The following is a 22641-nucleotide window of genomic DNA, read 5'->3' as shown; positions in this document are numbered from 1 at the left end:
TCGCTTGCGGGATCAACTGGCGACCGGCTTGTCTCGCGTCCTTTTCGCGTGCTTGTAGAGATACACGCTCAGCCCGAGGCCGCTCAGTGACGCCAGCGCAGCAAACAGGAAGATTGACGCGAAGCCAAAACCAGCCGCCACGGCGCCCGCCACCGGCCCGGTGATCCCCAGCGACAGGTCAATGAACAGCGAATAAGCCCCCACCGCCGCACCGCGACTGGCCGGCGGCACCAGGTTCACCGCTTCGACGCCCAGCGCCGGGAACACCAGCGAGAAGCCGAAGCCGGTCAGCGCCGCACCGGCCAACGCCAGATTCGGGTTGGGCGCCAGCCACAGCAGCAGCAACCCCAACGTCTCCACCGACAGGCAGGCAATCGCCACGCGGAAGCCGCCGATGCGATTGATCAGGTTGCCGAACAGCAGGCGTGCACCGATGAAGCAGGCGCCGAACAGGCTCAGGCACAACACCGCATTTGGCCAGGTGTGGCTGGCGTAATACAGCGTGATAAACGTTGCGATGGTGCCGAAGCCGATTGACCCCAGCGCCAGCCCGGTGCCGTGGGGCAGCACGCGGCCCAGCACGTGCAGGAAGGGCAAGCGCTCGCCATGCACCAGCGGCGCCGGGGTTTTCTTCCAGGCCAGGGAAATCCCCAGCGCCGCCAACAGCATGATGCTGACGCCCATGCTCCACAGCCCCAACGCATTGACCAGCAACACCCCCACCGGCGCGCCGATGGCCAGGGCGCCGTAGCTGGCGATGCCGTTCCATGAAATCACTTTGGCCGTATTGGCAGCGCCGACGCAGCCGATGCCCCAGCCGATCGAGCCGGAGCCAACCAGGCTTTCAGCGCTGCCGAGCACCAGCCGCCCTACAAACAGGCTGATCAGGCTGATCATTGGCCAGGCATCGAGCCAGTCGGCGAGGAGCATGAACACGCCGCTCAACCCGCAGCCGAACAGGCCGATGATTACCGCTTTTTTCGGGCCTCGGGTGTCGATGAGGCGCCCGGCGTAGGGCCGGCTGAGGAGGGTCGCGAGGTATTGCACGCTGATCACCAGCCCGGCAGCGACCGCGCCGAAGCCAAGGTCGGTGTGCACATAACCTGGCAATACGGCCAGCGGGATACCGATGTTCAGGTAGCCGATGAAGGTGAAAAGGACGATGGAAACAACCTGCAGCGTGACAGCCATAGGACGTTGAGGGGCAGCGCTCGAAGCGTCTGGCATGGGCATAGATCCACGGTTACGACGGAAAAAGAATAGCGAGGGGGCAATCGGGTTGAAGCGTAGACGCTTGAATCCGCGCGAGGGCACATGATAGCGAGGCACGGCGGTTCATGGCAGTGGCGGATGGGTGGATCTGAGTTCGGGGTCAGGCAGGGGTGGAACCTGTCGCGAATGATTCAGCCCTTATGGAAATACACCTTGAAGACGCTCTTCCGTAGGGGCTGAAAATTTAGCGGCTGAAAAATCAGTGGCTAAACAGGCCTTTAGCGCGGGCTTTGGGCTTTGCTGCTGTCGTTGCGTTTACCGCTGGCTTTCATCTCGATCGGCTGACCGAGTTCCTGGCGGGCTGCTGCACTTTGCTGATTCTGGCTTGGGAAGGGGAAGTTCGGGATTTCATGCATATCGTCGCTCCTCACAAGTGTGTTGCGGCTGAATTGAACAGCGCGTCCGAGAACGCTCAGGGAGGATACAGCAGTACAAATGACAATCAGACTTTTAAATGCGGGCCGCTGGTCATGTAGTGAGGATGGGTTCCTGCAACATGCGCGCGGCCCTTTAAAAGCGTCGACTCGGTGAGCGCCTCAGTCCTTGCAAACCGCCGCAAACGCCGCTGCCAGTTCATCCAGTCGCGTGGCGTCAATCCCCGCAACGTTGGCTCGACCCGCCGCCACCATGTACACGCTATGCTCGTTTCGCAGACGCGCGACCTGGTCGTCGTTCATGCCAGTGTAGGAAAACATGCCGCGCTGCACGCCAATGTGGGCGAAACGTTCACCCAGACCCAGCGGCGTGAGTGCCTCGACCAGCCCGACCCGAAGTTGCGCAATGCGGCAGCGCATCTCCTCAACCTCTCCAGCCCACAGGGCCTTCAATTCAGGATCGCCCAAAATTTCGGCCACCACGGCGGCGCCATGATCCGGCGGGTTCGACCACAGATTACGGGCCGTCGCCGACAGCTGACTGCGCACGTCCATCAGCTTCTCTGTGGTGTCAGCACAGACGAGCAAGGCGCCGGTGCGCTCGCGGTACAGACCGAAGTTTTTCGAGCAGGAACTGGTGATCAGCAGCTCAGGCAGCTCGCCGGCAAACAGGCGAACCGCCCAGGCGTCCTCCTCGAGACCGTCGCCAAAACCCTGGTAGGCGAAGTCGATCAGCGGCAGCAGGTTGCGTTGCTTGACGATTTCCAGCACCGCGTGCCAGTCATCACGGGACAGGTCAAACCCGGTCGGGTTGTGACAGCACGCGTGCAGCAGGACAACGTCGCCCTCGGGAATGGTTTTCAACGTCTCCAGCATGGCCGGCACGTTGAGCTGATTGTCGCGGCCCACGTAGGGGTAGTGACTGACCTTCAGGCCCGCCGCCGCATAGATGGTTTCGTGAATCGGCCAGGTCGGATCGCTCAGCCAGATGCCCTTGCCCGGCAGGCAATGGGCAATGAAGTCTGCGCTCAACCGCAGCGCGCCGGTACCGCCGGGTGTTTGGGTGGCGCCGACGCGTTTGCTGGCGATCAGCGGCGAATCGGCGCCCATGACCAGCTCACAGATCAGCGTGCCGAAACGCGGTTCGCCATGGCCACCGATGTAACTCTTGGTGGGCTGCGAGTCGACCAGTCGCTGCTCGGCGATTTTCACCGCGCGAGGGATGGTGGTCAGGCCCTGCGCATCTTTATAGACGCCCACGCCCAGATCGAACTTGCTCGGATTCGGGTCTTTGGCGTAGGCCTGAATCAGGCCCAGGATGGGATCGTCCGGTACGCGCTGAATCTGTGAGAAATGCATTTTACTTACGGCCCTCGGCGCTTTTGGCCACCTCGTCTGTGCGGGAGGCCATGATGAAATCGTTGCGGTGCAGCCCTTTGATGGAGTGGCTCCACCAGGTCACGGTCACTTTGCCCCATTCGGTCAGCAGACCCGGGTGGTGACCTTCGGCCTCGGCAATTTCGCCGACAGCGTTGGTAAACGCCAGCGCAAATTTGAAATTCTTGAACAGGAAGACTTTTTCCAGTTGCATGACGCTGTCACGCACTTCGATGTTCCAGTCCGGGATCTGCTTGAGCAAATCCGGCAGCTCGGCGTCACTGACTTGCGGGGCGTCGGCGCGGCAGGCTTCGCACTGGGCTTGATTGAGAGCGGTCATTGGCAAATTCCTTGATCGGGTTCGGGCTGCTTGTTCAGGCAGCCTTTGTTTTAGGCGGCTTTCGTTTTTGAGGGAAATTTTGGTGCGTGCAGGCCCCGTTCAGCCGCCATGCGCGCCATGCCCATGATGTCTTCATGGGCGAGGTCAAACAGGCGCTTGAGGTCTGGCAGTACAAAATACACTGGCTGCAGAATGTCGATGCGATAGGGCGTGCGCATGGCTTCGATCGGGTCGAAGGGCTGGTGTTCAGGGGTCGATGACACGCTGTAAACGGTTTCCTTGGGCGAAGAGAGGATGCCGCCGCCGTAGATCTTGCGCCCTTGTGGCGTGTCGACCAGGCCGAATTCGATGGTCATCCAGTAGAGGCGGGCAAGATACACGCGCTGCTCTTTGCTGGCTGCCAGACCGAGCTTGCCGTAGGTGTGGGTAAATTCTGCAAACCACGGGTTGGTCAGCAACGGGCAGTGTCCGAAAACCTCGTGAAAGATGTCGGGCTCTTGCAGGTAGTCGAGTTCTTCTTCGCTGCGAATGAACGTGGCGACCGGAAATCGCTTGCTCGCCAGCAACTCGAAGAAGGTTTGAAAAGGGATCAGCGCCGGCACGCGCTCGACTTGCCAACCCGTGGCTGCCCCCAGCACGCGGTTGATTTCGCCGAGCTGCGGAATACGGTCGTGGGGCAGGGCGAGCTGCTCGATGCCATCCAGATACTCCTGACACGCGCGGCCTTCGACCACCTTGAGCTGGCGGGTGATGAGGGTGTTCCAGATTCTGTGTTCGGCGTCGGAGTAATCAATAAAACCGGTGGCGTCCGGTTCGCGTGCGACGTACTGCGTACTCATGGGGCTCTCCTGATGGTTTTTTCTTATATGGAGCAATGCGATATAGGGATGAACCTGATGGGCCTATTGATAGCTGATTTGGCGCTTCCGGACGCGGGGCTTTCGCTCGATTTGCCTGAAACGCTACGACAATTCGTAAAGAAAACGTGACGATCCCATGGATAGGCTCGTATGTAATTGCCGCGCGGTCGCCTCCGGCCCTTGCGCTGTAACGTATTCTTGACGATAAACTTGAACGAACCTGAAATCGATGCCACGTCCGCGAGCTCTCCATGCGTATCAAAGTCCATTGTCAGAATCGCGTTGGCATCCTGCGCGACATCCTTGAGCTGCTGGTGGCCTACGGCGTCAACGTCTCCGGTGGCGAAGTGGGAGGTGAGCATGGCGATGCCATCTATCTGCGTTGCCCGAACCTGATCAATCTGCAGTTCCAGGCGCTGGTGCCGAAATTCGAGACCATAGCCGGGGTATTCGGCGTCAAGCGTGTGGGATTAATGCCCAGCGAACGTCGGCATATGGAGCTCAATGCCTTGCTTGGCGCCCTTGAGTTTCCCGTGCTGTCCATCGACATGGGCGGCTCCATCGTTGCGGCGAATCGCGCTGCGGCGCAGTTGCTGGGCGTGCGGGTCGATGAGGTGCCGGGCATCCCGCTGTCCCGTTACGCCGAGGATTTCGACCTGCCGCAGTTGGTGCGCGCCAACCGCTCGCGCATCAATGGCCTGCGCGTGAAGGTAAAGGGCGACATTTTTCTCGCGGACATCGCGCCCCTGCAATCCGAGCACGAAGACAGCGAAGCCATGGCCGGCGCCGTGCTGACATTGCACCGCGCCGACCGGGTCGGCGAGCACATCTATAACGTGCGCAAGCAGGAGCTGCGCGGTTTCGACAGCATTTTTCAGAGTTCGAAGGTGATGGCGGCGGTGGTTCGGGAGGCCCGGCGCATGGCCCCGCTGGATGCGCCGTTGCTGATCGAAGGCGAGACCGGCACCGGCAAGGAGTTGCTGGCGCGGGCTTGTCATCTCGCCAGCCCGCGCGGTCAGTCGCCGATGATGGCGCTCAACTGCGCGGGGTTTTCCGAATCCATGGCCGAGACCGAGCTCTTCGGCTACGGCCCCGGTGCGTTTGAAGGTGCGCGCGCCGAAGGCAAGTTGGGGCTGCTCGAATTGACCTCGGGCGGCACGTTGTTTCTCGACGGCGTCGCGGAAATGAGCGCGCGGTTGCAGGCGAAACTGCTGCGCTATCTGCAGGAAGGTTGCTTTCGACGGGTAGGCAGCGACGAAGAGGTGTATCTCGATGTGCGCATCATCTGCGCGACGCAAGTGGACTTGTCCGAACTCTGCGCCCGGGGTGAATTCCGCCAGGACCTCTACCACCGGCTTAACGTGTTGTCCTTGCACATTCCGCCCCTGCGCGAGTGCATGGACGGTCTCGCGCCGCTGGTGGAGCATTTTCTCGATCAGGCCAGTCGGCAGATCGGCTGCACCTTGCCTCGGCTGGCGCCCGCGGCCATGGAACGCCTCAGCCAATACCACTGGCCCGGCAATGTCCGGCAGTTGGAGAACGTCCTGTTTCAGGCAGTTTCGTTGTGCGACGGCAAACGAGTGAACGCCGAACATATTCGCCTGCCGGATTACGGCGTGCGCCAACCCTTGGGCGACTTTTCTCTGGAAGGCGGATTGGAAGATATTGTCGGGCGATTCGAGAAAGCAGTACTTGAACAGTTATATGCAGCACACCCGAGCAGCCGGTTATTAGGCAAGCGACTGGGTATTTCCCATACAACGGTGGCCAATAAGTTGAAGCACTATGGAATAGGTCAACGTTGAACGATGTGCTGATTAACTACAGGGGAGTGATCGGAATGGCGGTCCACCTTGCCCGCGAGTGACTTAGACAGATAACAGCCAGATAAACGGATACACCGCATTACATGAGCAAGCACGCTTCTTTAAATAAGTCGCGCGCCCAACTCAACGAAACAGATGGCTGATCAGCCGTTGCTGCAACCGTTACCCATGACCTGATACTCAAGCACGTGGCGTTTGCCCTGCGAGTCTTCGTAAGTCATGTGCTGGGGGACGACCTGGCAGACGTCCGGCACGTCATCCACCGAAATGACCTTCGCGATATCCAGCTTGGTGGAGTAGGTGTACTCCTCGACACGCTGTTGCTGGGCGGCCACTTTCGCGCCGGATTCTTCTGCCATTGCCATGGCGCTGAAACCACAAAGAGCCATTACAACCAGTGCAGCTTTCATTACTCGTTTCCTCTAAGTTGCTTCATTCACACTGCGGCGCAGAAAGTGCGGTCGACAGGGTGCACAGAATCCTTGTGGGGCTCTGGGTGAAGCGAATGATGACCGGGTGGGTTAGTTGATCGATGTCCAGCGTGGGGGCTGTTGTTAATCAATCAGTTGCCGTGTTGGCGGAACGGATTCTATGCCCCTCTCCGGAATTCATATAGAAACCATTTTGATAAAGTCTATTGAGCAAATCGGCAACAATCGTCGTATGCAGGTTGTTCGCAGGCGCCCATGGATTCTTTGGTCGTAGCCGAGACATGAAGATTTGCCTGAAGCCGGGCACGTCACCTGCTTTCGGCGCTATGCTCGGGAGTGGTAAGACCATCGTCGAATGGCCTTTGCAGCCGTCGGCGGATACAACAGGGTCATAAAACAACAACATTTCCACCGAGGTAAGAAAGATGAGTGCGGCTTCCCTGTACCCCGTCCGCCCTGAAGTGGCAGCCAACACGCTGACTGACGAGGCGACCTACAAGGCGATGTACCAGCAGTCGGTGGTCAACCCCGATGGCTTCTGGCGCGAGCAAGCCCAGCGCCTTGACTGGATCAAGCCATTCACCACCGTCAAACAGACCTCTTTCGACGACCACCGCGTCGACATCAAGTGGTTCGCCGATGGCACCCTGAACGTTTCCTACAACTGCCTCGACCGCCATTTGGCCGAGCGCGGTGATTCAATTGCGATCATCTGGGAAGGCGACGATCCTTCCGAGAGCCGCAACATTACCTATCGCGAACTGCACGAAGAAGTCTGCAAGTTCGCCAACGCGCTGCGCGGGCAGGATGTCCACCGCGGCGACGTCGTCACTATCTATATGCCGATGATCCCGGAAGCCGTTGTGGCCATGCTGGCCTGCGCGCGTATCGGTGCGATTCACTCGGTAGTATTCGGTGGTTTCTCCCCGGAAGCACTGGCCGGTCGCATCATCGACTGCAAATCGAAGGTGGTGATCACCGCAGACGAAGGGCTGCGTGGCGGCAAAAAAACGCCCATGAAGGCCAACGTCGACCGTGCGCTGACCAACCCGGAAACGGCGAGCGTACAAAAGGTCATTGTGTGCAAGCGCACCGGCGGCGATATCGAGTGGAACCGTCATCGCGACATCTGGTACCACTCGCTGCTGGACGTGGCCTCAAGCACCTGCGCGCCGAAAGAAATGGGCGCCGAAGAGTCGCTGTTCATCCTTTACACCTCCGGCTCCACCGGCAAGCCGAAGGGCGTGTTGCACACCACAGCGGGCTATCTGCTGTACGCCGCGCTGACCCACGAGCGTGTGTTCGATTACCGTCCGGGCGAAGTGTACTGGTGCACCGCCGACGTCGGCTGGGTTACCGGCCACAGCTATATCGTCTACGGACCGCTGGCCAACGGCGCCACCACGCTGCTGTTCGAAGGCGTGCCGAACTACCCGGACATCACTCGCGTGTCGAAAATCGTCGACAAGCACAAGGTCAACATCCTCTACACCGCGCCGACCGCCATCCGCGCCATGATGGCCGAGGGCACCAAAGCCGTAGAAGGCGCCGACGGTTCGAGCCTTCGCCTGTTGGGTTCGGTTGGCGAGCCGATCAACCCGGAAGCCTGGAACTGGTACTACAACACCGTCGGCAACAAGAATTGCCCGATTGTGGACACCTGGTGGCAGACCGAAACCGGCGGCATTCTGATCAGCCCGTTGCCTGGCGCTATTGCCTTGAAGCCGGGTTCGGCGACCCGTCCGTTCTTCGGCGTGATTCCGGCCCTAGTGGATAACCTGGGCAACCTCATCGAAGGCGCGGCGGAAGGCAATCTGGTGATTCTCGACTCGTGGCCGGGTCAGTCGCGCAGCCTGTACGGCGATCACGACCGTTTCGTCGACACCTACTTCAAGACCTTCCGCGGCATGTATTTCACCGGTGATGGCGCCCGTCGTGACGAAGACGGTTACTACTGGATCACTGGCCGCGTCGATGACGTGCTGAACGTGTCCGGTCACCGCATGGGCACCGCCGAAATCGAGAGCGCGATGGTGGCTCACCCGAAAGTCGCTGAAGCGGCCGTGGTGGGCGTGCCTCACGATCTGAAGGGGCAGGGCATCTACGTTTACGTCACCCTCAATGGCGGTGAAGTGCCGGACGAGGCGCTGCGCATCGAGTTGCGCAACTGGGTGCGCAAGGAGATCGGTCCGATCGCTTCGCCGGATGTGATTCAGTGGGCGCCGGGCCTGCCGAAGACCCGTTCCGGCAAGATCATGCGCCGTATCCTGCGCAAGATCGCCACCGGGGAGTACGACGCGCTGGGCGATATCTCTACGCTTGCTGACCCGAGTGTGGTGGCGCATCTGGTGGAGACGCACAAGACCATGACTGCCGCCTAAGGGTCGTGCTCCGGGGAGCGATTTAACAATCGTTAAGATCAAGAGCGTCCGCCTAACGGCGGACGTTTCGCCTTCGGCGAGTTACTTGGAAAAGCACCCCAAGTAACCAAGGGTGCTTGCTCCTGGTTTGGTTCCTCCTTCGTCGGAATACCCTCACTCCGGTCTCGCTCCGTGGGCCCGCGCCGAACGGACATCCATGTCCTGACGGCGCTCTCGCCGCATCCATGCGGCTCGGCCCACTGCGCGAGACCTCCGTTCAGCCTGCACCCAAGTCGCGATTGGTGTCGTCTGGAACTCTTGTGTTCGAAGATCAAGATCAACAGCTTCCCGGCTGAAGCCGGTCCTACTGACACCGCGCGCAGTCAGTGGGACCGGCTTTAGCCGCGAAGGGGCCAGTGGGTTCACCATCAATTTCGCGGTCTACACACCGACGCCTTCCCGGCTAAAGCCGGTCCTACAGTCGGTGTCGCCCGCACTTCTGATCGTTCCCACGCTCCGCGTGGTAACGCAGCCCCGGACGCTCCGCGTCCTACAGACGAAGCGGATTCAGGCCTGGCGAGGTGACGCGGAGCGTCACAGGATGCATTCCCACGCGGAGCGGGGGAACGATCGACACCGCGCAGGTCGTAGGACCGGCTTCAGCCGGGAAGCTGTTGATTTGCTCCTTATTTGCTTTTGATCTTCATACGCAAGAGGCTCAAACACCGCCAATCGCGACTTGGGTGCAGGCTGAACGCAGACGACGCGGAGTGGGTCGAGCCGCATGGATGCGGCGAGAGCGCCGTCAGGACATGGATGTCCGTTCGGCGCGGGCCCACGGAGCGTCGTTGGAGTGAGGGAACCCGACGAAGGAGGGCCAAACCAGGAGCAGGCACTTTTGGTTACTTTTAGTGCTTTTTAAAAGTAACTCGCCGAAGGCGAAACAGTCTGCCCCTAGGCAGACGCTATTGATCTCAAACCTTCAGGCGCCGCCGAGAATCGGGAAATATCGATTTGTTACCGCACATCCGCCCCGGTAACCTCCCCCCCCGCTGTGGGGCGTTTACACCCGAAAACAAAGCATTTCATCGCCCCGAATCAACCCGCTCCCACGCTGGACTTGCCGGATCATAAGGCTTTGCCAATAATGGGCGCGTTATTTGCTTCGTTGATAGGTTTGCCAACTCTGGCACTTGCATAAAGCTTTTTGGATGTCAATTAGCCTGAATACGATTTCATGCGCTTCTGTAACTAGTTGTCGCATTGAAGAAATATCGACTTTCAGCCTGCCGCTAAAATGCCGACCACTCGCCGAAGGCTAGTCGGGTCCAGAGACCCGCCGGCACCTCGCGTCGCAATTTCTGATTCCTCCTGTTCATTGAGCGCCTCGCTCACTGCCATTTGTCGCGTTATACCGATGGAGTTCCAAGAAATGAAAAAGCTCATGCTGCTGGGTGCGCTGGCACTGACCGTATTGGCACAGCCCGTATTCGCCGATGAAAAGCCCATGAAGATCGGCATCGAAGCGGCATACCCTCCGTTTGCCTCCAAGGCACCGGACGGCAGCATCGTCGGCTTCGACTACGACATCGGCAACGCTCTGTGCGAAGAGATGAAGGTCAAGTGCGTATGGGTCGAGCAGGAATTCGACGGCCTGATCCCCGCGCTGAAAGTGCGCAAGATCGACGCCATCCTGTCCTCGATGTCCATCACCGAAGACCGCAAGAAGTCCGTCGACTTCACCAACAAGTACTACAACACCCCGGCTCGCCTGGTCATGAAGCAGGGCACCGTCGTCAGCGATGGCATGACCGAACTCAAGGGCAAGAACATCGGCGTGCAGCGTGGCTCGATCCACGAGCGTTTCGCCCGCGAAGTCCTGGCCCCGCTGGGTGCTGAAATCAAGCCGTACAGCTCGCAGAACGAAGTCTATCTGGACATCGGCGCCGGTCGTCTCGATGGCACCGTGGCCGACGCCACCCTCCTGCAGGACGGCTTCCTGAACACCGAATCCGGCAAAGGCTACGCGTTCGTCGGCCCGGCCTTCACCGACGTCAACTACTTCGGCGACGGCGTCGGCATTGCCGTGCGCAAAGGCGACAAGGCGGATCTGGACAAGCTCAACGCAGCCATCGCGGCCATTCGTGCCAACGGCAAATACAAAGCCATTCAAGACAAGTACTTCGACTTCGACATCTACGGCAAGTAACGTGGTTTGAAGCCGTCAATGGCGCAAGCAGCCGGTCACCGTACCGACTGATTGCGCCATTTTTCTATCCCGCGCTTGAGGGCCAAACAACATGTTGAAAGGTTACGGAGCCGTCATCCTCGACGGTGCATGGCTGACCTTGCAGCTCGCTCTGTGCTCCATGGCGCTGGCGATCGTGCTCGGCCTGATCGGCGTGGCATTGCGGCTGTCGCCGGTGCGATGGCTGGCATGGCTGGGCGATCTGTATTCCACCGTGATCCGCGGCATTCCCGATCTGGTGCTGATCCTGCTGATTTTCTACGGCGGTCAGGACCTGCTCAACCGCATCGCGCCGCTGCTCGGTCACGACGACTACATCGACCTGAACCCGCTGGTGGCCGGCATCGGCACGCTGGGTTTCATTTTTGGCGCGTACCTGTCGGAGACCTTCCGCGGCGCGTTCATGGCCATCCCGAAAGGGCAGGCCGAAGCGGGCATGGCCTACGGCATGAGCAGTGGCCGGGTGTTCTTCCGCATTCTGGTGCCGCAGATGATTCGCCTGGCGATCCCCGGGTTCACCAATAACTGGCTGGTGCTGACCAAGGCCACCGCGCTGATTTCCGTGGTCGGTCTGCAGGACATGATGTTCAAGGCCAAGCAGGCGGCCGATGCCACCCGCGAACCCTTCACTTTCTTCCTCGCAGTCGCGGCCATGTACCTGGTGATCACCAGTGTCTCGCTGCTGGTACTGCGCTACATCGAAAAACGTTACTCGGCCGGCGTAAGGGTGGCAGACCTATGATTTTCGACTACAACGTCGTCTGGGAAAGCCTGCCGCTGTACGTCGGCGGCCTGCTGATTACCCTCAAACTGCTCGCGCTGTCACTGTTCTTCGGCCTGCTCGCCGCACTGCCGCTGGGCCTGATGCGCGTGTCGAAAATCGCCTGGGTCAATCTGCTGGCGTGGAGCTACACCTACGTCATTCGCGGCACGCCGATGCTGGTGCAGTTGTTCCTTATCTACTACGGGCTGGCGCAGTTCGAGGCGGTGCGTGAGAGCATTCTGTGGCCGTGGCTGTCGAGCGCGACCTTTTGCGCGTGCCTGGCCTTCGCCATCAACACCAGCGCCTACACCGCTGAAATCATCGCCGGCAGCCTGAAGTCCACGCCGCCGGGCGAGATCGAGGCGGCACGGGCGATGGGCATGTCCAAAGCCAAGATGTACCGCCGCATTCTGCTGCCGTCGGCCCTGCGCCGGGCGCTGCCGCAGTACAGCAACGAAGTGATCATGATGCTGCAGACCACCAGTCTGGCGTCCATCGTCACGTTGATGGACATCACCGGTGCGGCACGCGCGGTCAACGCGCAGTTCTACCTGCCGTTCGAGGCCTACATCACCGCAGGTGTTTTCTACCTGTGCCTGACGTTCATTCTGGTGAAACTGTTCAAGCTGGCCGAGCGCCGCTGGCTCAGTTACCTCGCCCCGAGGAAGCACTGATATGCAGCGCATCGATCACGATTTGCCGTGGGGCAACCTCGGCACCCAGCGCACCTTGAGTGTGTTCCGTTTCGGCCAGGGCGAGCGCAAGGCCTACATTCAGGCCAGCCTGCACGCCGATGAGTTGCCGGGCATGCGCACCGCCTGGGAATTGAAGAAACGCCTGACACAGCTGGAAGAGCAGGGCTTGCTCAAAGGCGTCATCGAGCTGGTGCCGGTCGCCAACCCGATCGGTCTGGGCCAGTTGCTGCAGGGCAACCATCAGGGCCGTTTCGAGTACGGCAGCGGCAAGAACTTCAACCGCGATTTCACCGAACTCAGCGAGCCAGTTGCCTTGGCGCTGGCGGGCAAGCTCGGCGACGACCCCCACGCCAACATCAAGCTGATTCGTCAGGCCATGGCCGACGTGCTCGAGCAATTGCCGACCGCCGGCAGCGAACTGGCCGGCATGCAGCGCGTCTTGCTCAGTCATGCCTGCAGCGCCGACGTGGTGCTGGACCTGCATTGCGACACCGACGCCTCGCTGCACATGTACGCTTTGCCCCAGCACTGGCCCCAATGGCGTTCGCTGTCGGCGCATCTGGGGGTGACCGTTGCGCTGCTGGCTGAAGATTCCGGCGGCAGCTCGTTCGACGAAGCCTGTTCGCTGCCGTGGCTGCGTTTGTCCAAGCAGTTCCCGGACGCGCAGATTCCGCTGGCCTGCCTGGCCACCACCCTGGAGCTGGGCGGTCAGCTCAACACCGGCAAGGCCGAAGCCGAGGCCTACGCCGAAGGCATTCTGGCGTTTCTGGCCGAGCAGGGCCTGATCGGCGGCGAGTGGCCGCAACCGGTCCATGAGGCTTGTGAGGGCATGCCCTTCGAAGGCACCGAAATGATTTATGCGCCCCATCCCGGCGTGCTGACGTTTTTACGTCCGGCGGGAGCCTGGGTCGAACCCGGCGAACCGCTGTTCGAGGTCATTGACCCGTTGACCGATCGCGCCACCACCGTCTGTGCCGGTACGGCCGGGGTGCTGTTCGCCATCGAAAAACTGCGATACGCCCAGCCGGGCTTCTGGATGGCCAAAGTGGCCGGCCGCACGCCGTTGCGCAGCGGCCGCCTGCTCAGTGACTGATTACTTGTGAGAACCGACATCATGAACAAACTGGAAGTCCAGGACCTGCACAAGTGCTATGGCAGTCACGAAGTGCTCAAAGGCGTTTCGCTGACCGCCAGAGCCGGCGATGTCATCAGCATCATCGGCTCCAGCGGCTCGGGTAAAAGCACCTTTCTGCGCTGCATTAACTTGCTGGAGCAGCCAAAATCCGGCCGCATCCTGCTCAACAACGAAGAGCTCAAGCTCGTCTCCAACAAGGCCGGCGGCTTGAAGGCGGCGGACCCCAAACAGCTGCAGCGCATGCGTTCGCGCCTGTCGATGGTGTTTCAGCACTTCAACCTGTGGTCGCACATGACCGCGATGGAAAACATCATCGAGGCGCCCGTGCACGTCCTGGGCGTGCCGAAGAAAGAAGCGCTGGAAAAGGCAGAACATTACCTGAACAAGGTCGGTGTCTATCACCGCAAGGACGCTTACCCGGGGCACATGTCCGGCGGCGAACAGCAGCGCGTGGCGATTGCCCGGGCGCTGGCCGTGGAACCGGAAGTCATGCTGTTTGACGAACCAACGTCCGCCCTCGACCCCGAGCTGGTCGGCGACGTGCTGAAAGTCATGCAGGCGCTGGCTCAGGAAGGCCGAACCATGGTGGTGGTGACCCACGAAATGGGCTTCGCCCGTGAAGTGTCGAACCAGCTGATCTTCCTGCACAAGGGCCTGGTCGAAGAGTCCGGCAACCCCCGTGAAGTGCTGGTCAATCCGAAATCCGAGCGTCTGCAGCAGTTCCTGTCCGGCAGTTTGAAGTAGCCCGCCCGCCACGTGAGAGCGGTGCGTTTTGCATCAGAACGGTTCATGCTGCGCGTCATCCAGACCGCAGCCATTGACTGCAGGTTACAGAATCCCATCGCATGCCAGGCGTGCGACCCCTTTTAGCGACACGTTTCGGACTGCACGCCATGACTGCCCATCGAATCGGATTTCTCATCTGGCCCGGCACCAAAGCCTTGACCCTGGCGCTGGCGGAGGAAGCCCTGCGTGTTGCTCAGCGCGTTCACCCCGAAGTGGTTTACGAACTGTCGTTTCTGCAGGCCGAGCCGCCCGTTGACGCTGCCGGTTGGCAGCTGCCGGGCGAGCCGTGGGTCGGTCGTCTGGAAGGGTTTCAGAAGCTGTTTCTGCTAGCCGACGAGCCGCCGGCGCCGATGTCTTCGGCCCTCGGTGGCGCGCTCAAACAACTGGTTCGTGCCGGTTGCGTGATCGGTGGATTGTCGGCGGGCGTGTACCCGCTGGCGCAGTTGGGTCTGCTCGACGGTTACCGTGCCGCGGTGCACTGGCGCTGGCAGGATGATTTCGCCGAGCGCTTCCCAAAGGTCATTGCCACCAGTCATTTGTTCGACTGGGATCGTGATCGCCTGACCGCCTGCGGCGGGATGTCGGTGCTCGATCTTTTGCTGGCGGTGCTGGCCCGTGATCACGGCGCCGAGCTGGCCGGCGCGGTGTCGGAAGAACTGGTGGTGGAGCGCATCCGTGAAGGCGGCGAGCGGCAGCGGATTCCATTGCAAAACCGTCTCGGTTCCAGCCACCCGAAGCTGACCCAGGCGGTGCTGTTGATGGAAGCCAACATCGAAGAACCGCTCACCACCGACGAAATCGCCCAGCACGTGTGCGTGTCGCGCCGTCAGTTGGAGCGCATCTTCAAGCAGTACCTCAATCGCGTGCCGAGCCAGTACTACCTCGAACTGCGCCTGAACAAGGCCCGACAGATGCTGATGCAGACCAGCAAATCGATCATTCAGATCGGCCTGTCCTGCGGGTTCTCCTCAGGGCCGCATTTCTCCAGCGCCTACCGCAACTTCTTCGGCGCCACCCCCCGCGAAGACCGCAACCAGCGCCGCAGCAGCAGCCCGTTCGAATTGTCCTCGGTGCCCGCCGAGCGCGGCTGAATATTCAGCTTGGCCGGTTTCGAATCAGCACTGCTCCAGGCGCACGCCACCGGTTAAACTGCGCCTTTGTGACGCAATTTGTCGCATTGCCGAAAACCCCGTAAAAAGCCGGTTTGGCGCTATAAGAAGTTGTCGCTTGGCGGCAAGGCCCGGCCCGAATCAGTCCTTACAATCCTTCCATCGCTCGCCTGTCCCAGGCAGGCGTTCCTCTTCAGGAGACTCCGATGTCCGTTGAGCAAGTACCGGTGCAACGTGCCGATTTTGACCAGGTGATGGTTCCCAACTATGCCCCGGCAGCGTTTATCCCCGTGCGCGGTCAGGGCTCTCGCGTCTGGGATCAGTCGGGGCGTGAACTGATTGATTTCTCCGGCGGCATCGCGGTCAACGTGCTGGGCCACGCGCACCCTGCGCTGGTCGGCGCGCTGACCGAACAGGCCAACAAGCTGTGGCACGTTTCCAACGTCTTCACCAACGAACCGGCGCTGCGCTTCGCCAAGAAACTGGTCGACGCCACCTTCGCCGACCGCGTCTTCTTCTGTAACTCCGGCGCTGAAGCCAACGAAGCTGCGTTCAAGCTGGCCCGCCGCGTTTCCCACGATCTGTATGGCCCGGACAAGTACGAAATCGTCGCAGCCCTGAACAGCTTCCACGGTCGCACCCTGTTCACCGTGAGCGTCGGCGGTCAGCCGAAATACTCCGACGGCTTCGGCCCGAAAATCACTGGCATTACCCACGTCCCGTTCAATGACCTCGACGCGCTGAAAGCCGCCGTCTCGGACAAGACCTGCGCGGTGGTGCTGGAGCCGATCCAGGGCGAGGGCGGCGTACTGCCTGCCGAACTCGACTACCTGCAAGGCGCGCGCAAGTTGTGTGACGACCACAACGCGCTGCTGGTCTTCGACGAAGTCCAGAGCGGCATGGGCCGCAGCGGTCACCTGTTTGCCTACATGCATTACGGCGTGACGCCGGACATCCTGTCCAGCGCGAAAAGCATTGGCGGCGGCTTTCCGATGGCGGCCATGCTGACTACCGAAAAACTCGCCAAGCACCTGGCCGTTGGCGTCCACGGCACCACCTACGGCGGCAACCCGCTGGCGTGCGCGGTGGGCGAGGCGGTCATCGACGTGATCAACACCCCGCAAGTGCTGGCCGGGGTGAAGGCCAAGCATGAACGGTTCAAGGCCCGTCTGGAGAAGATCGGTCAGCAGTACGGCGTGTTCAGCCAGGTGCGCGGCATGGGTCTGTTGATCGGCTGCGTGTTGACCGAGGCCTGGAAGGGCAAGGCCAAGGACTTCTTCAACGCCGCCGAGCAAGAAGGCGTGATGGTGCTTCAGGCCGGTCCGGATGTGGTGCGTTTCGCGCCGAGTCTGGTGGTCGAAGACGCCGACATCGACGAAGGCTTGAACCGTTTTGAACGGGCGGTGGCCAAGCTGGCCGGGGCGTAACGCCCTTCGCTCATGGACGCATAACCTCTGTAGGAGTGAGCTTGCTCGCGATAACGGTGTGTCAGCGAAACACTTGGATCAGACACGACGCATTCGCGAGCAAGCTCGCTCCCACGAGGTTGAGCGCCGCTTCACCTTTTGTTTTTTCCTGTGCCGGTCGACCGGCCCGATTTTTTTCTCAAGGAGTGACACCATGCTGGTGATGCGCCCCGCGCAAATGGCGGATCTGAGCGAGGTTCAACGACTCGCGGCAGACAGCCCGATTGGTGTCACGTCCCTGCCGGATGACGCTGGACGTCTGGGTGACAAGATTGCCGCGTCCGAAGCCTCGTTCTCGGCGGAAGTCAGTTTCAACGGCGAAGAGACCTACTTCTTTGTCCTCGAAGACACAGAAGCGGGTCGTCTGGTGGGCTGTTCCGGAATCGTCGCTTCGGCGGGCTATTCCGAGCCGTTCTACAGCTTTCGCAACGAAACCTTCGTCCACGCCTCCCGCGAACTGAAGATCCACAACAAGATTCACGTGCTTTCGCAGTGCCACGACCTCACGGGCAACAGCCTGCTGACCAGCTTCTACGTGCTGCCTGAACTGGTTGGCACGCTGTGGTCCGAGCTCAACTCCCGCGGCCGTTTGCTGTTCGTCGCCAGCCATCCCGAGCGCTTCGCCGATTCAGTGGTCACCGAAATCGTCGGTTACAGCGACGACCACGGCGACTCGCCGTTCTGGGACGCCATCGGGCGCAACTTCTTCGACATCAACTACGCCGAAGCCGAGCGCCTGTGCGGGCTGAAAAGCCGCACCTTCCTCGCCGAGCTGATGCCCCATTACCCGATCTACGTGCCGCTGCTGCCCGATGAAGCGCAAGAAGCCATGGGCCAGGTCCATCCGCGTGCGCAGATCACCTTCGATATCCTGATGCGCGAAGGCTTCGAGACCGACCATTACATCGACATCTTCGACGGCGGGCCGACCCTGCACGCGCGGGTGTCCGGCATTCGCTCCATCGCCCAGAGCCGCGTCGTGCCGGTCAAGGTCGACACGGTCAGCACCGGTGATGCGGTCAAGGGTGGCCGACCTTATCTGGTTTCCAATGGCCAGCTGCAGGATTACCGCGCGGTGATGCTGGAACTGGACTGGGTGCCTGGCAAACCGGTGGCCCTGAGCCTGGCCGCGGCCGAAGCGCTGGGCGTCGGCGAAGGCGCCAGTGTGCGTATCGTCGCGGTCTGACAACCGGGTCATGTTGGGTTGAGATGAGTTGACGGCGACCGGTGCTGCAGTGGCAGGCCGACGCCGTAAAGCAGGTTAGCGAGTTCGCCGGGGGTTGCAGAACCAACGGCTTGAGGAGAAAGCATGATCGTTCGTCCCGTACGCAGCAGTGACCTTCCGGCGCTGATCGAGCTGGCGCGCAGCACCGGCGCAGGCCTGACCACCTTGCCGGCCAATGAAGAGCGTCTGGCGCACCGGGTCGGCTGGGCCGAGAAGACCTTCCGTGGCGATGCCGGGCGGGGCGATGCTGATTACCTGTTCGTGCTCGAGGATGACGACGAGAGAGTCGTGGGCATTTCCGCCGTCGCGGGCGCGGTGGGGCTGCGCGAGCCCTGGTACAACTACCGGGTCGGCCTGACGGTCAGCGCTTCCCAAGAGCTGAACATCTACCGCGAGATCCCGACACTGTTTCTGGCCAACGACCTCACCGGCAACTCCGAGCTGTGTTCGCTGTTCCTCCACGCCGACTACCGCAACGGCCTCAACGGCCGCTTGCTGTCCAAGGCGCGGATGCTGTTCATCGCCGAATTCCCGGAGCTGTTCGGCACCAAGACCATCGCTGAAATGCGCGGCATCTCCGACGAGCAGGGTCATTCGCCGTTCTGGGAAAGCCTGGGCCGACACTTCTTCAAAATGGAATTCAGTCAGGCCGACTACCTCACCGGTGTTGGTAACCGCGCTTTTATTGCCGAGCTGATGCCGAAGTTTCCGCTGTACAGCTGCTTCCTTTCGGAGGCCGCGCGCGAAGTCATCGGCCGCGTACACGTCAGCACCGAACCGGCGCTGGCCATGCTCAAGGCCGAAGGCTTCAGTTACCAGGGTTACGTCGACATTTTCGACGCCGGCCCGGCCATCGAGTGCGAAACCAGCAAGATCCGCGCGGTCCGCGACAGCCAGGCGCTGGTGCTGGCGGTCGGGACGCCGGGCGACGATGCGACGCCATTCCTTATTCACAACCGCAAGCGCGAAGACTGCCGCGTGACCGCTGCGCCTGCGCGTCTTGCCGCCGGCACATTGGTGGTCGACCCGCAGACGGCCAAGCGCTTGCGCCTCAGCGCCGGTGATCAAGTGCGCGCTGTGCAACTGTCGCCTGCCCGGGAGAGTATTTGATGAACACTTTGTACATTGCCGGTGCCTGGCAGGACGGGCAGGGCGACGCATTCGAGTCCCTGAACCCGGTGAGCCAGCAGGTGATCTGGTCCGGCAAAAGCGCAACGGCTGAACAGGTCGACGCGGCGGTCAAATCGGCCCGTCAGGCGTTTCCCGCCTGGGCGACGCGCAGTCTGGACGAGCGCATCGCCGTGCTCGAAGCCTTCGCTGCTGCGCTGAAGAGCCGCGCCGATGAAATCGCCCGTTGCATCGGTGAGGAAACCGGCAAGCCGCTGTGGGAATCGGCGACTGAAGTGACCAGCATGGCTAACAAAGTCGCGATCTCGATTCAGAGCTACCGCGAGCGGACGGGCGAGAAGAGCGGCCCCCTAGGCGACGCCACCGCTGTGCTGCGACACAAGCCCCACGGCGTGGTGGCGGTGTTCGGGCCTTACAACTTCCCGGGGCACTTGCCTAACGGGCACATCGTCCCGGCGTTGCTGGCGGGCAACACCGTGGTGTTCAAGCCCAGCGAGCTGACCCCCAAAGTCGCCGAGCTGACCGTGCAATGCTGGATCGAAGCCGGTCTGCCTGCGGGCGTGCTCAATCTGCTGCAAGGTGCCCGTGACACCGGCATCGCGCTGGCCGGGCATTCAGGCATCGACGGGTTGTTCTTCACCGGTTCGAGCCGCACTGGCAATTCGCTGCATCAACAGTTCGCCGGCCGTCCGGACAAGATTCTTGCCCTGGAGATGGGTGGGAACAACCCGCTGGTGGTCGATCAGGTCGCCGATGTCGATGCCGCGGTCTACACCGTGATTCAGTCGGCCTTTATTTCCGCCGGCCAGCGCTGCACCTGCGCCCGACGTCTGCTGGTGCCCCAAGGGGCGTGGGGCGATGCATTCCTGGCGCGGCTGGTTGAGGTGACATCGACCCTTCAGGTCGGCGCGTTCGATCAACAACCTGCGCCGTTTATGGGTTCGGTGATTTCCCTTGCCGCTGCCCGTGCGCTGCTTTATGCCCAGGAAGTGATGCTCGCCAATGGCGCAGTGGCCTTGCTTGAAATGACCCAGCCCGCTGCGCAATCGGCGCTGCTGACGCCGGGCATCATCGACGTCAGTGACGTGGCGGATCGTGCCGATGAGGAATTGTTCGGGCCGCTGTTGCAGGTCATTCGCTACGCTGATTTCGACGCAGCGATCGAAGAGGCCAACGCCACGCAGTACGGGCTGGCGGCGGGGCTGTTGTCGGACTCCCAGGCGCGCTATCAACAGTTCTGGCTGCAGAGCCGCGCGGGTATCGTGAACTGGAACAAGCAGCTGACCGGCGCGGCCAGTACCGCACCGTTCGGCGGTGTCGGCGCCTCCGGTAACCATCGCGCCAGCGCTTATTACGCGGCGGATTATTGCGCGTACCCGGTGGCCTCGCTGGAGACGGAAACCCTGGCACTGCCTGCCAGCCTGACGCCCGGGATTACCCTGAATTGAGCGCGCTCCTTGATAGCGCAGCGCACGTCGAAGAACGTGCACATAAAAACAGATCCACGGAGCCTCACCGATGAAATCCTGTGAAGTCAACTTTGACGGTCTAGTGGGCCCGACCCACAACTACGGTGGGCTGTCCTACGGCAACGTCGCGTCCCAGAACAACTGCCAGCAATCCTCCAATCCGCGCGAGGCCGCTTTGCAGGGGCTGGCCAAAATGAAAGCGCTGATGGAGATGGGTTTCACCCAGGGCGTGCTGGCCCCCCAGGAACGCCCCGACGTAGCAGGTCTGCGCAAACTGGGCTTCAGCGGCAGCGACGCACAGGTCATTGAACGCGCCGCCAAAGAGTCGATGCCGCTGCTGGCCGCCAGTTGCTCGGCGTCGAGCATGTGGGTGGCCAACGCCGCCACGGTCAGCCCGAGCGCCGACACCGCCGACGGCCGCGTGCATTTCACCGCCGCCAACCTCAACTGCAAGTACCACCGCAGCATCGAGCACCCGACCACCAGCCGCGTCCTCGGCGCGATGTTCGCCGATCAGCAGCATTTCGCCCACCACGCGGCGTTGCCTGCCGTCGCCCAGTTCGGCGACGAGGGCGCGGCCAACCACACGCGTTTCTGCCGCAGCTACGGGGAGCCCGGTGTCGAGTTTTTCGTCTTCGGCCGCGCTGCGTTCGACAGCCGTCTTCCTGCGCCGCAGAAATACCCGGCCCGCCAGACCCTCGAAGCCTCCCAGGCCGTTGCGCGTCTGCATGGCCTGAGCGCCGAGGGCGTGGTCTTCGCCCAGCAGAACCCGGCGGTGATTGATCAGGGCGTGTTCCACAACGACGTGATCTCGGTGGGCAATGGCGAGGTGCTGTTCTATCACGAGGACGCCTTCCTCAATACCGAGCCCATGCTCGCCGAACTGCACAACAAGCTCGGTCAACGCGGCGGTCGCTTCCAGGCCATCTGCGTGCCGCGCAGTGAAGTGGCCGTGGAAGACGCGGTGCGTTCGTACCTGTTCAACAGCCAGCTGTTGTCCCGCGCCGACGGTTCGATGCTGCTGATCGTGCCGGAAGAGTGCCGCAGCAACGAGCGCGTGTGGCATTACCTGCAGCGCCTGCTGGCGGACGACAGCCCGATCCGCGAGGTCAAGGTGTTCGACCTCAAGCAGAGCATGCAGAACGGCGGCGGCCCGGCGTGCCTGCGTCTGCGCGTGGCGCTGAATGAAACCGAACTGGCGGCGGTCAATCCAGGCGTTATCATGACCGCGCCGCTGTACGACACGCTGACGCAGTGGGTCGACAAGCACTATCGCGATCGTATGAGCGACAGCGATCTGGCCGATCCACAACTGCTGATTGAATGCCGTACGGCGCTGGACGAGCTGACGCAGCACCTGAAACTGGGCGCGGTCTATCCTTTCCAGATCAACTGATGCACCCCATCCGTTACGCCTGCGCCCGAGCGGCGTCAGGCGACGAAGTTTTAGCTTTTACAGAGAGAGTTTTGCCATGACCGACGCCCTGCGTTTGATCCTTGAAGACACCGACGGCACTCAGCTGGAAACGTCCTGCACCCGACTTGCCGTTATCTGGCAGGGCAAAGAGGTCTGGATTCAACAGGACGGCCGTGGCCAGTTGCTGATCGGCGTTGACGTCGAAGAAGGCGATGCCGAATACGCCAACCTGCTGCTGCGTCCATTGGCGACCAACCTGGTCAGCCTGCAACTGGAAATGGAACCGGCTGACATGAGCGGCGACGACGAAGAAGGCCACGTGCACGGCCCAGACTGCACCCACGACTAAGCCTGCGCAGG

20 protein-coding genes are annotated in these 22641 nt (G+C 61.4%); 14 read left to right on the top strand and 6 right to left on the bottom strand.

The window, feature by feature from the left end; genetic code table 11:
- Positions 1-12: 12 nt before the first annotated feature.
- The 5 genes from M1E04_RS18185 to phhA all read right to left on the bottom strand — a co-directional run bounded on the left by M1E04_RS18185 (position 13) and on the right by phhA (position 4202).
- A complete protein-coding gene (locus M1E04_RS18185) occupies positions 13-1227 on the bottom strand; it encodes an MFS transporter (RefSeq protein ID WP_456291824.1) in 1215 nt (404 codons plus the stop codon).
- Between the two features lie 263 nt (positions 1228-1490).
- Positions 1491-1628 carry a hypothetical protein gene (locus M1E04_RS18180; RefSeq protein WP_166650518.1) on the bottom strand — a complete coding sequence of 46 codons (138 nt, stop codon included), beginning with the start codon at positions 1626-1628 and terminating at the stop codon, positions 1491-1493.
- A gap of 180 nt (positions 1629-1808) precedes the next feature.
- Complete coding sequence (locus M1E04_RS18175) at positions 1809-3005, bottom strand: amino acid aminotransferase (protein ID WP_456291823.1); 1197 nt, start codon at positions 3003-3005, stop codon at positions 1809-1811.
- A 1-nt stretch (position 3006) separates the two neighbouring features.
- Positions 3007-3363 carry a 4a-hydroxytetrahydrobiopterin dehydratase gene (locus M1E04_RS18170; RefSeq protein WP_192135438.1) on the bottom strand — a complete coding sequence of 119 codons (357 nt, stop codon included), beginning with the start codon at positions 3361-3363 and terminating at the stop codon, positions 3007-3009.
- A gap of 50 nt (positions 3364-3413) precedes the next feature.
- Positions 3414-4202 (bottom strand): phenylalanine 4-monooxygenase, encoded by a 789-nt coding sequence (phhA, locus tag M1E04_RS18165; protein ID WP_410928089.1) that lies wholly within the window; start codon positions 4200-4202, stop codon positions 3414-3416.
- Between the two features lie 272 nt (positions 4203-4474).
- Here phhA and M1E04_RS18160 point away from each other — a divergent pair, with 272 nt between their 5' ends.
- Entirely contained in the window at positions 4475-6028 is a 1554-nt protein-coding gene (locus M1E04_RS18160) for a sigma-54-dependent transcriptional regulator (protein WP_065986966.1), read from the top strand.
- A gap of 164 nt (positions 6029-6192) precedes the next feature.
- Here the strand turns inward: M1E04_RS18160 and M1E04_RS18155 are convergent, their stop codons facing one another.
- A complete protein-coding gene (locus M1E04_RS18155; RefSeq protein ID WP_065986968.1) occupies positions 6193-6459 on the bottom strand; it encodes a DUF2790 domain-containing protein in 267 nt (88 codons plus the stop codon).
- Between the two features lie 446 nt (positions 6460-6905).
- Here M1E04_RS18155 and acs point away from each other — a divergent pair, with 446 nt between their 5' ends.
- The 13 genes from acs (at position 6906) to M1E04_RS18090 (ending at position 22630) form a co-directional block, all read left to right on the top strand.
- The gene (acs, locus tag M1E04_RS18150) at positions 6906-8861 is read left to right on the top strand and encodes an acetate--CoA ligase (RefSeq protein ID WP_065986974.1); all 1956 of its coding nucleotides are present in this window, start codon (positions 6906-6908) and stop codon (positions 8859-8861) included.
- Between the two features lie 1411 nt (positions 8862-10272).
- Positions 10273-11049 (top strand): ABC transporter substrate-binding protein, encoded by a 777-nt coding sequence (locus M1E04_RS18145; protein WP_065986206.1) that lies wholly within the window; start codon positions 10273-10275, stop codon positions 11047-11049.
- A 91-nt stretch (positions 11050-11140) separates the two neighbouring features.
- Positions 11141-11830, top strand: coding sequence for an ABC transporter permease (locus tag M1E04_RS18140; RefSeq protein WP_065986205.1), 690 nt, complete (start codon positions 11141-11143; stop codon positions 11828-11830).
- Positions 11827-12525 (top strand): ABC transporter permease, encoded by a 699-nt coding sequence (locus M1E04_RS18135; RefSeq protein WP_065986204.1) that lies wholly within the window; start codon positions 11827-11829, stop codon positions 12523-12525. The genes M1E04_RS18140 and M1E04_RS18135 overlap by 4 nt, the downstream gene beginning before the upstream one ends.
- A 1-nt stretch (position 12526) precedes the next feature.
- Positions 12527-13639 (top strand): succinylglutamate desuccinylase/aspartoacylase family protein, encoded by a 1113-nt coding sequence (locus M1E04_RS18130; protein WP_456291822.1) that lies wholly within the window; start codon positions 12527-12529, stop codon positions 13637-13639.
- A gap of 21 nt (positions 13640-13660) precedes the next feature.
- Complete coding sequence (locus tag M1E04_RS18125) at positions 13661-14425, top strand: ABC transporter ATP-binding protein (protein ID WP_065986202.1); 765 nt, start codon at positions 13661-13663, stop codon at positions 14423-14425.
- A 149-nt stretch (positions 14426-14574) separates the two neighbouring features.
- The gene (gene argR, locus M1E04_RS18120; protein ID WP_192135432.1) at positions 14575-15558 is read left to right on the top strand and encodes a transcriptional regulator ArgR; all 984 of its coding nucleotides are present in this window, start codon (positions 14575-14577) and stop codon (positions 15556-15558) included.
- A gap of 224 nt (positions 15559-15782) precedes the next feature.
- Positions 15783-17003: an aspartate aminotransferase family protein gene (locus M1E04_RS18115; RefSeq protein WP_065986200.1), complete on the top strand. Its 1221-nt coding sequence runs from the start codon at positions 15783-15785 to the stop codon at positions 17001-17003.
- A 193-nt stretch (positions 17004-17196) separates the two neighbouring features.
- On the top strand, positions 17197-18228 hold the full coding sequence (aruF, locus tag M1E04_RS18110; RefSeq protein ID WP_065986199.1) for an arginine/ornithine succinyltransferase subunit alpha: 1032 nt from the start codon (positions 17197-17199) through the stop codon (positions 18226-18228).
- Between the two features lie 123 nt (positions 18229-18351).
- Positions 18352-19377, top strand: a complete 1026-nt coding sequence (gene astA, locus M1E04_RS18105) for an arginine N-succinyltransferase (protein ID WP_456291821.1) — start codon at positions 18352-18354, stop codon at positions 19375-19377.
- A complete protein-coding gene (gene astD, locus M1E04_RS18100; protein WP_456291820.1) occupies positions 19374-20843 on the top strand; it encodes a succinylglutamate-semialdehyde dehydrogenase in 1470 nt (489 codons plus the stop codon). The genes astA and astD overlap by 4 nt, the downstream gene beginning before the upstream one ends.
- A gap of 70 nt (positions 20844-20913) precedes the next feature.
- Positions 20914-22260, top strand: a complete 1347-nt coding sequence (gene astB / locus M1E04_RS18095; RefSeq protein ID WP_456291819.1) for an N-succinylarginine dihydrolase — start codon at positions 20914-20916, stop codon at positions 22258-22260.
- A 76-nt stretch (positions 22261-22336) separates the two neighbouring features.
- Positions 22337-22630, top strand: a complete 294-nt coding sequence (locus M1E04_RS18090) for a topoisomerase II (RefSeq protein ID WP_065986195.1) — start codon at positions 22337-22339, stop codon at positions 22628-22630.
- The last annotated feature ends 11 nt before the right edge of the window (positions 22631-22641 follow it).

It is taken from the genome of Pseudomonas sp. AK106 (assembly GCF_053903055.1).
The sequence above is the reverse complement of the archived record's forward strand: the minus strand, read 5'-3'. Positions and strand labels throughout refer to the sequence as shown.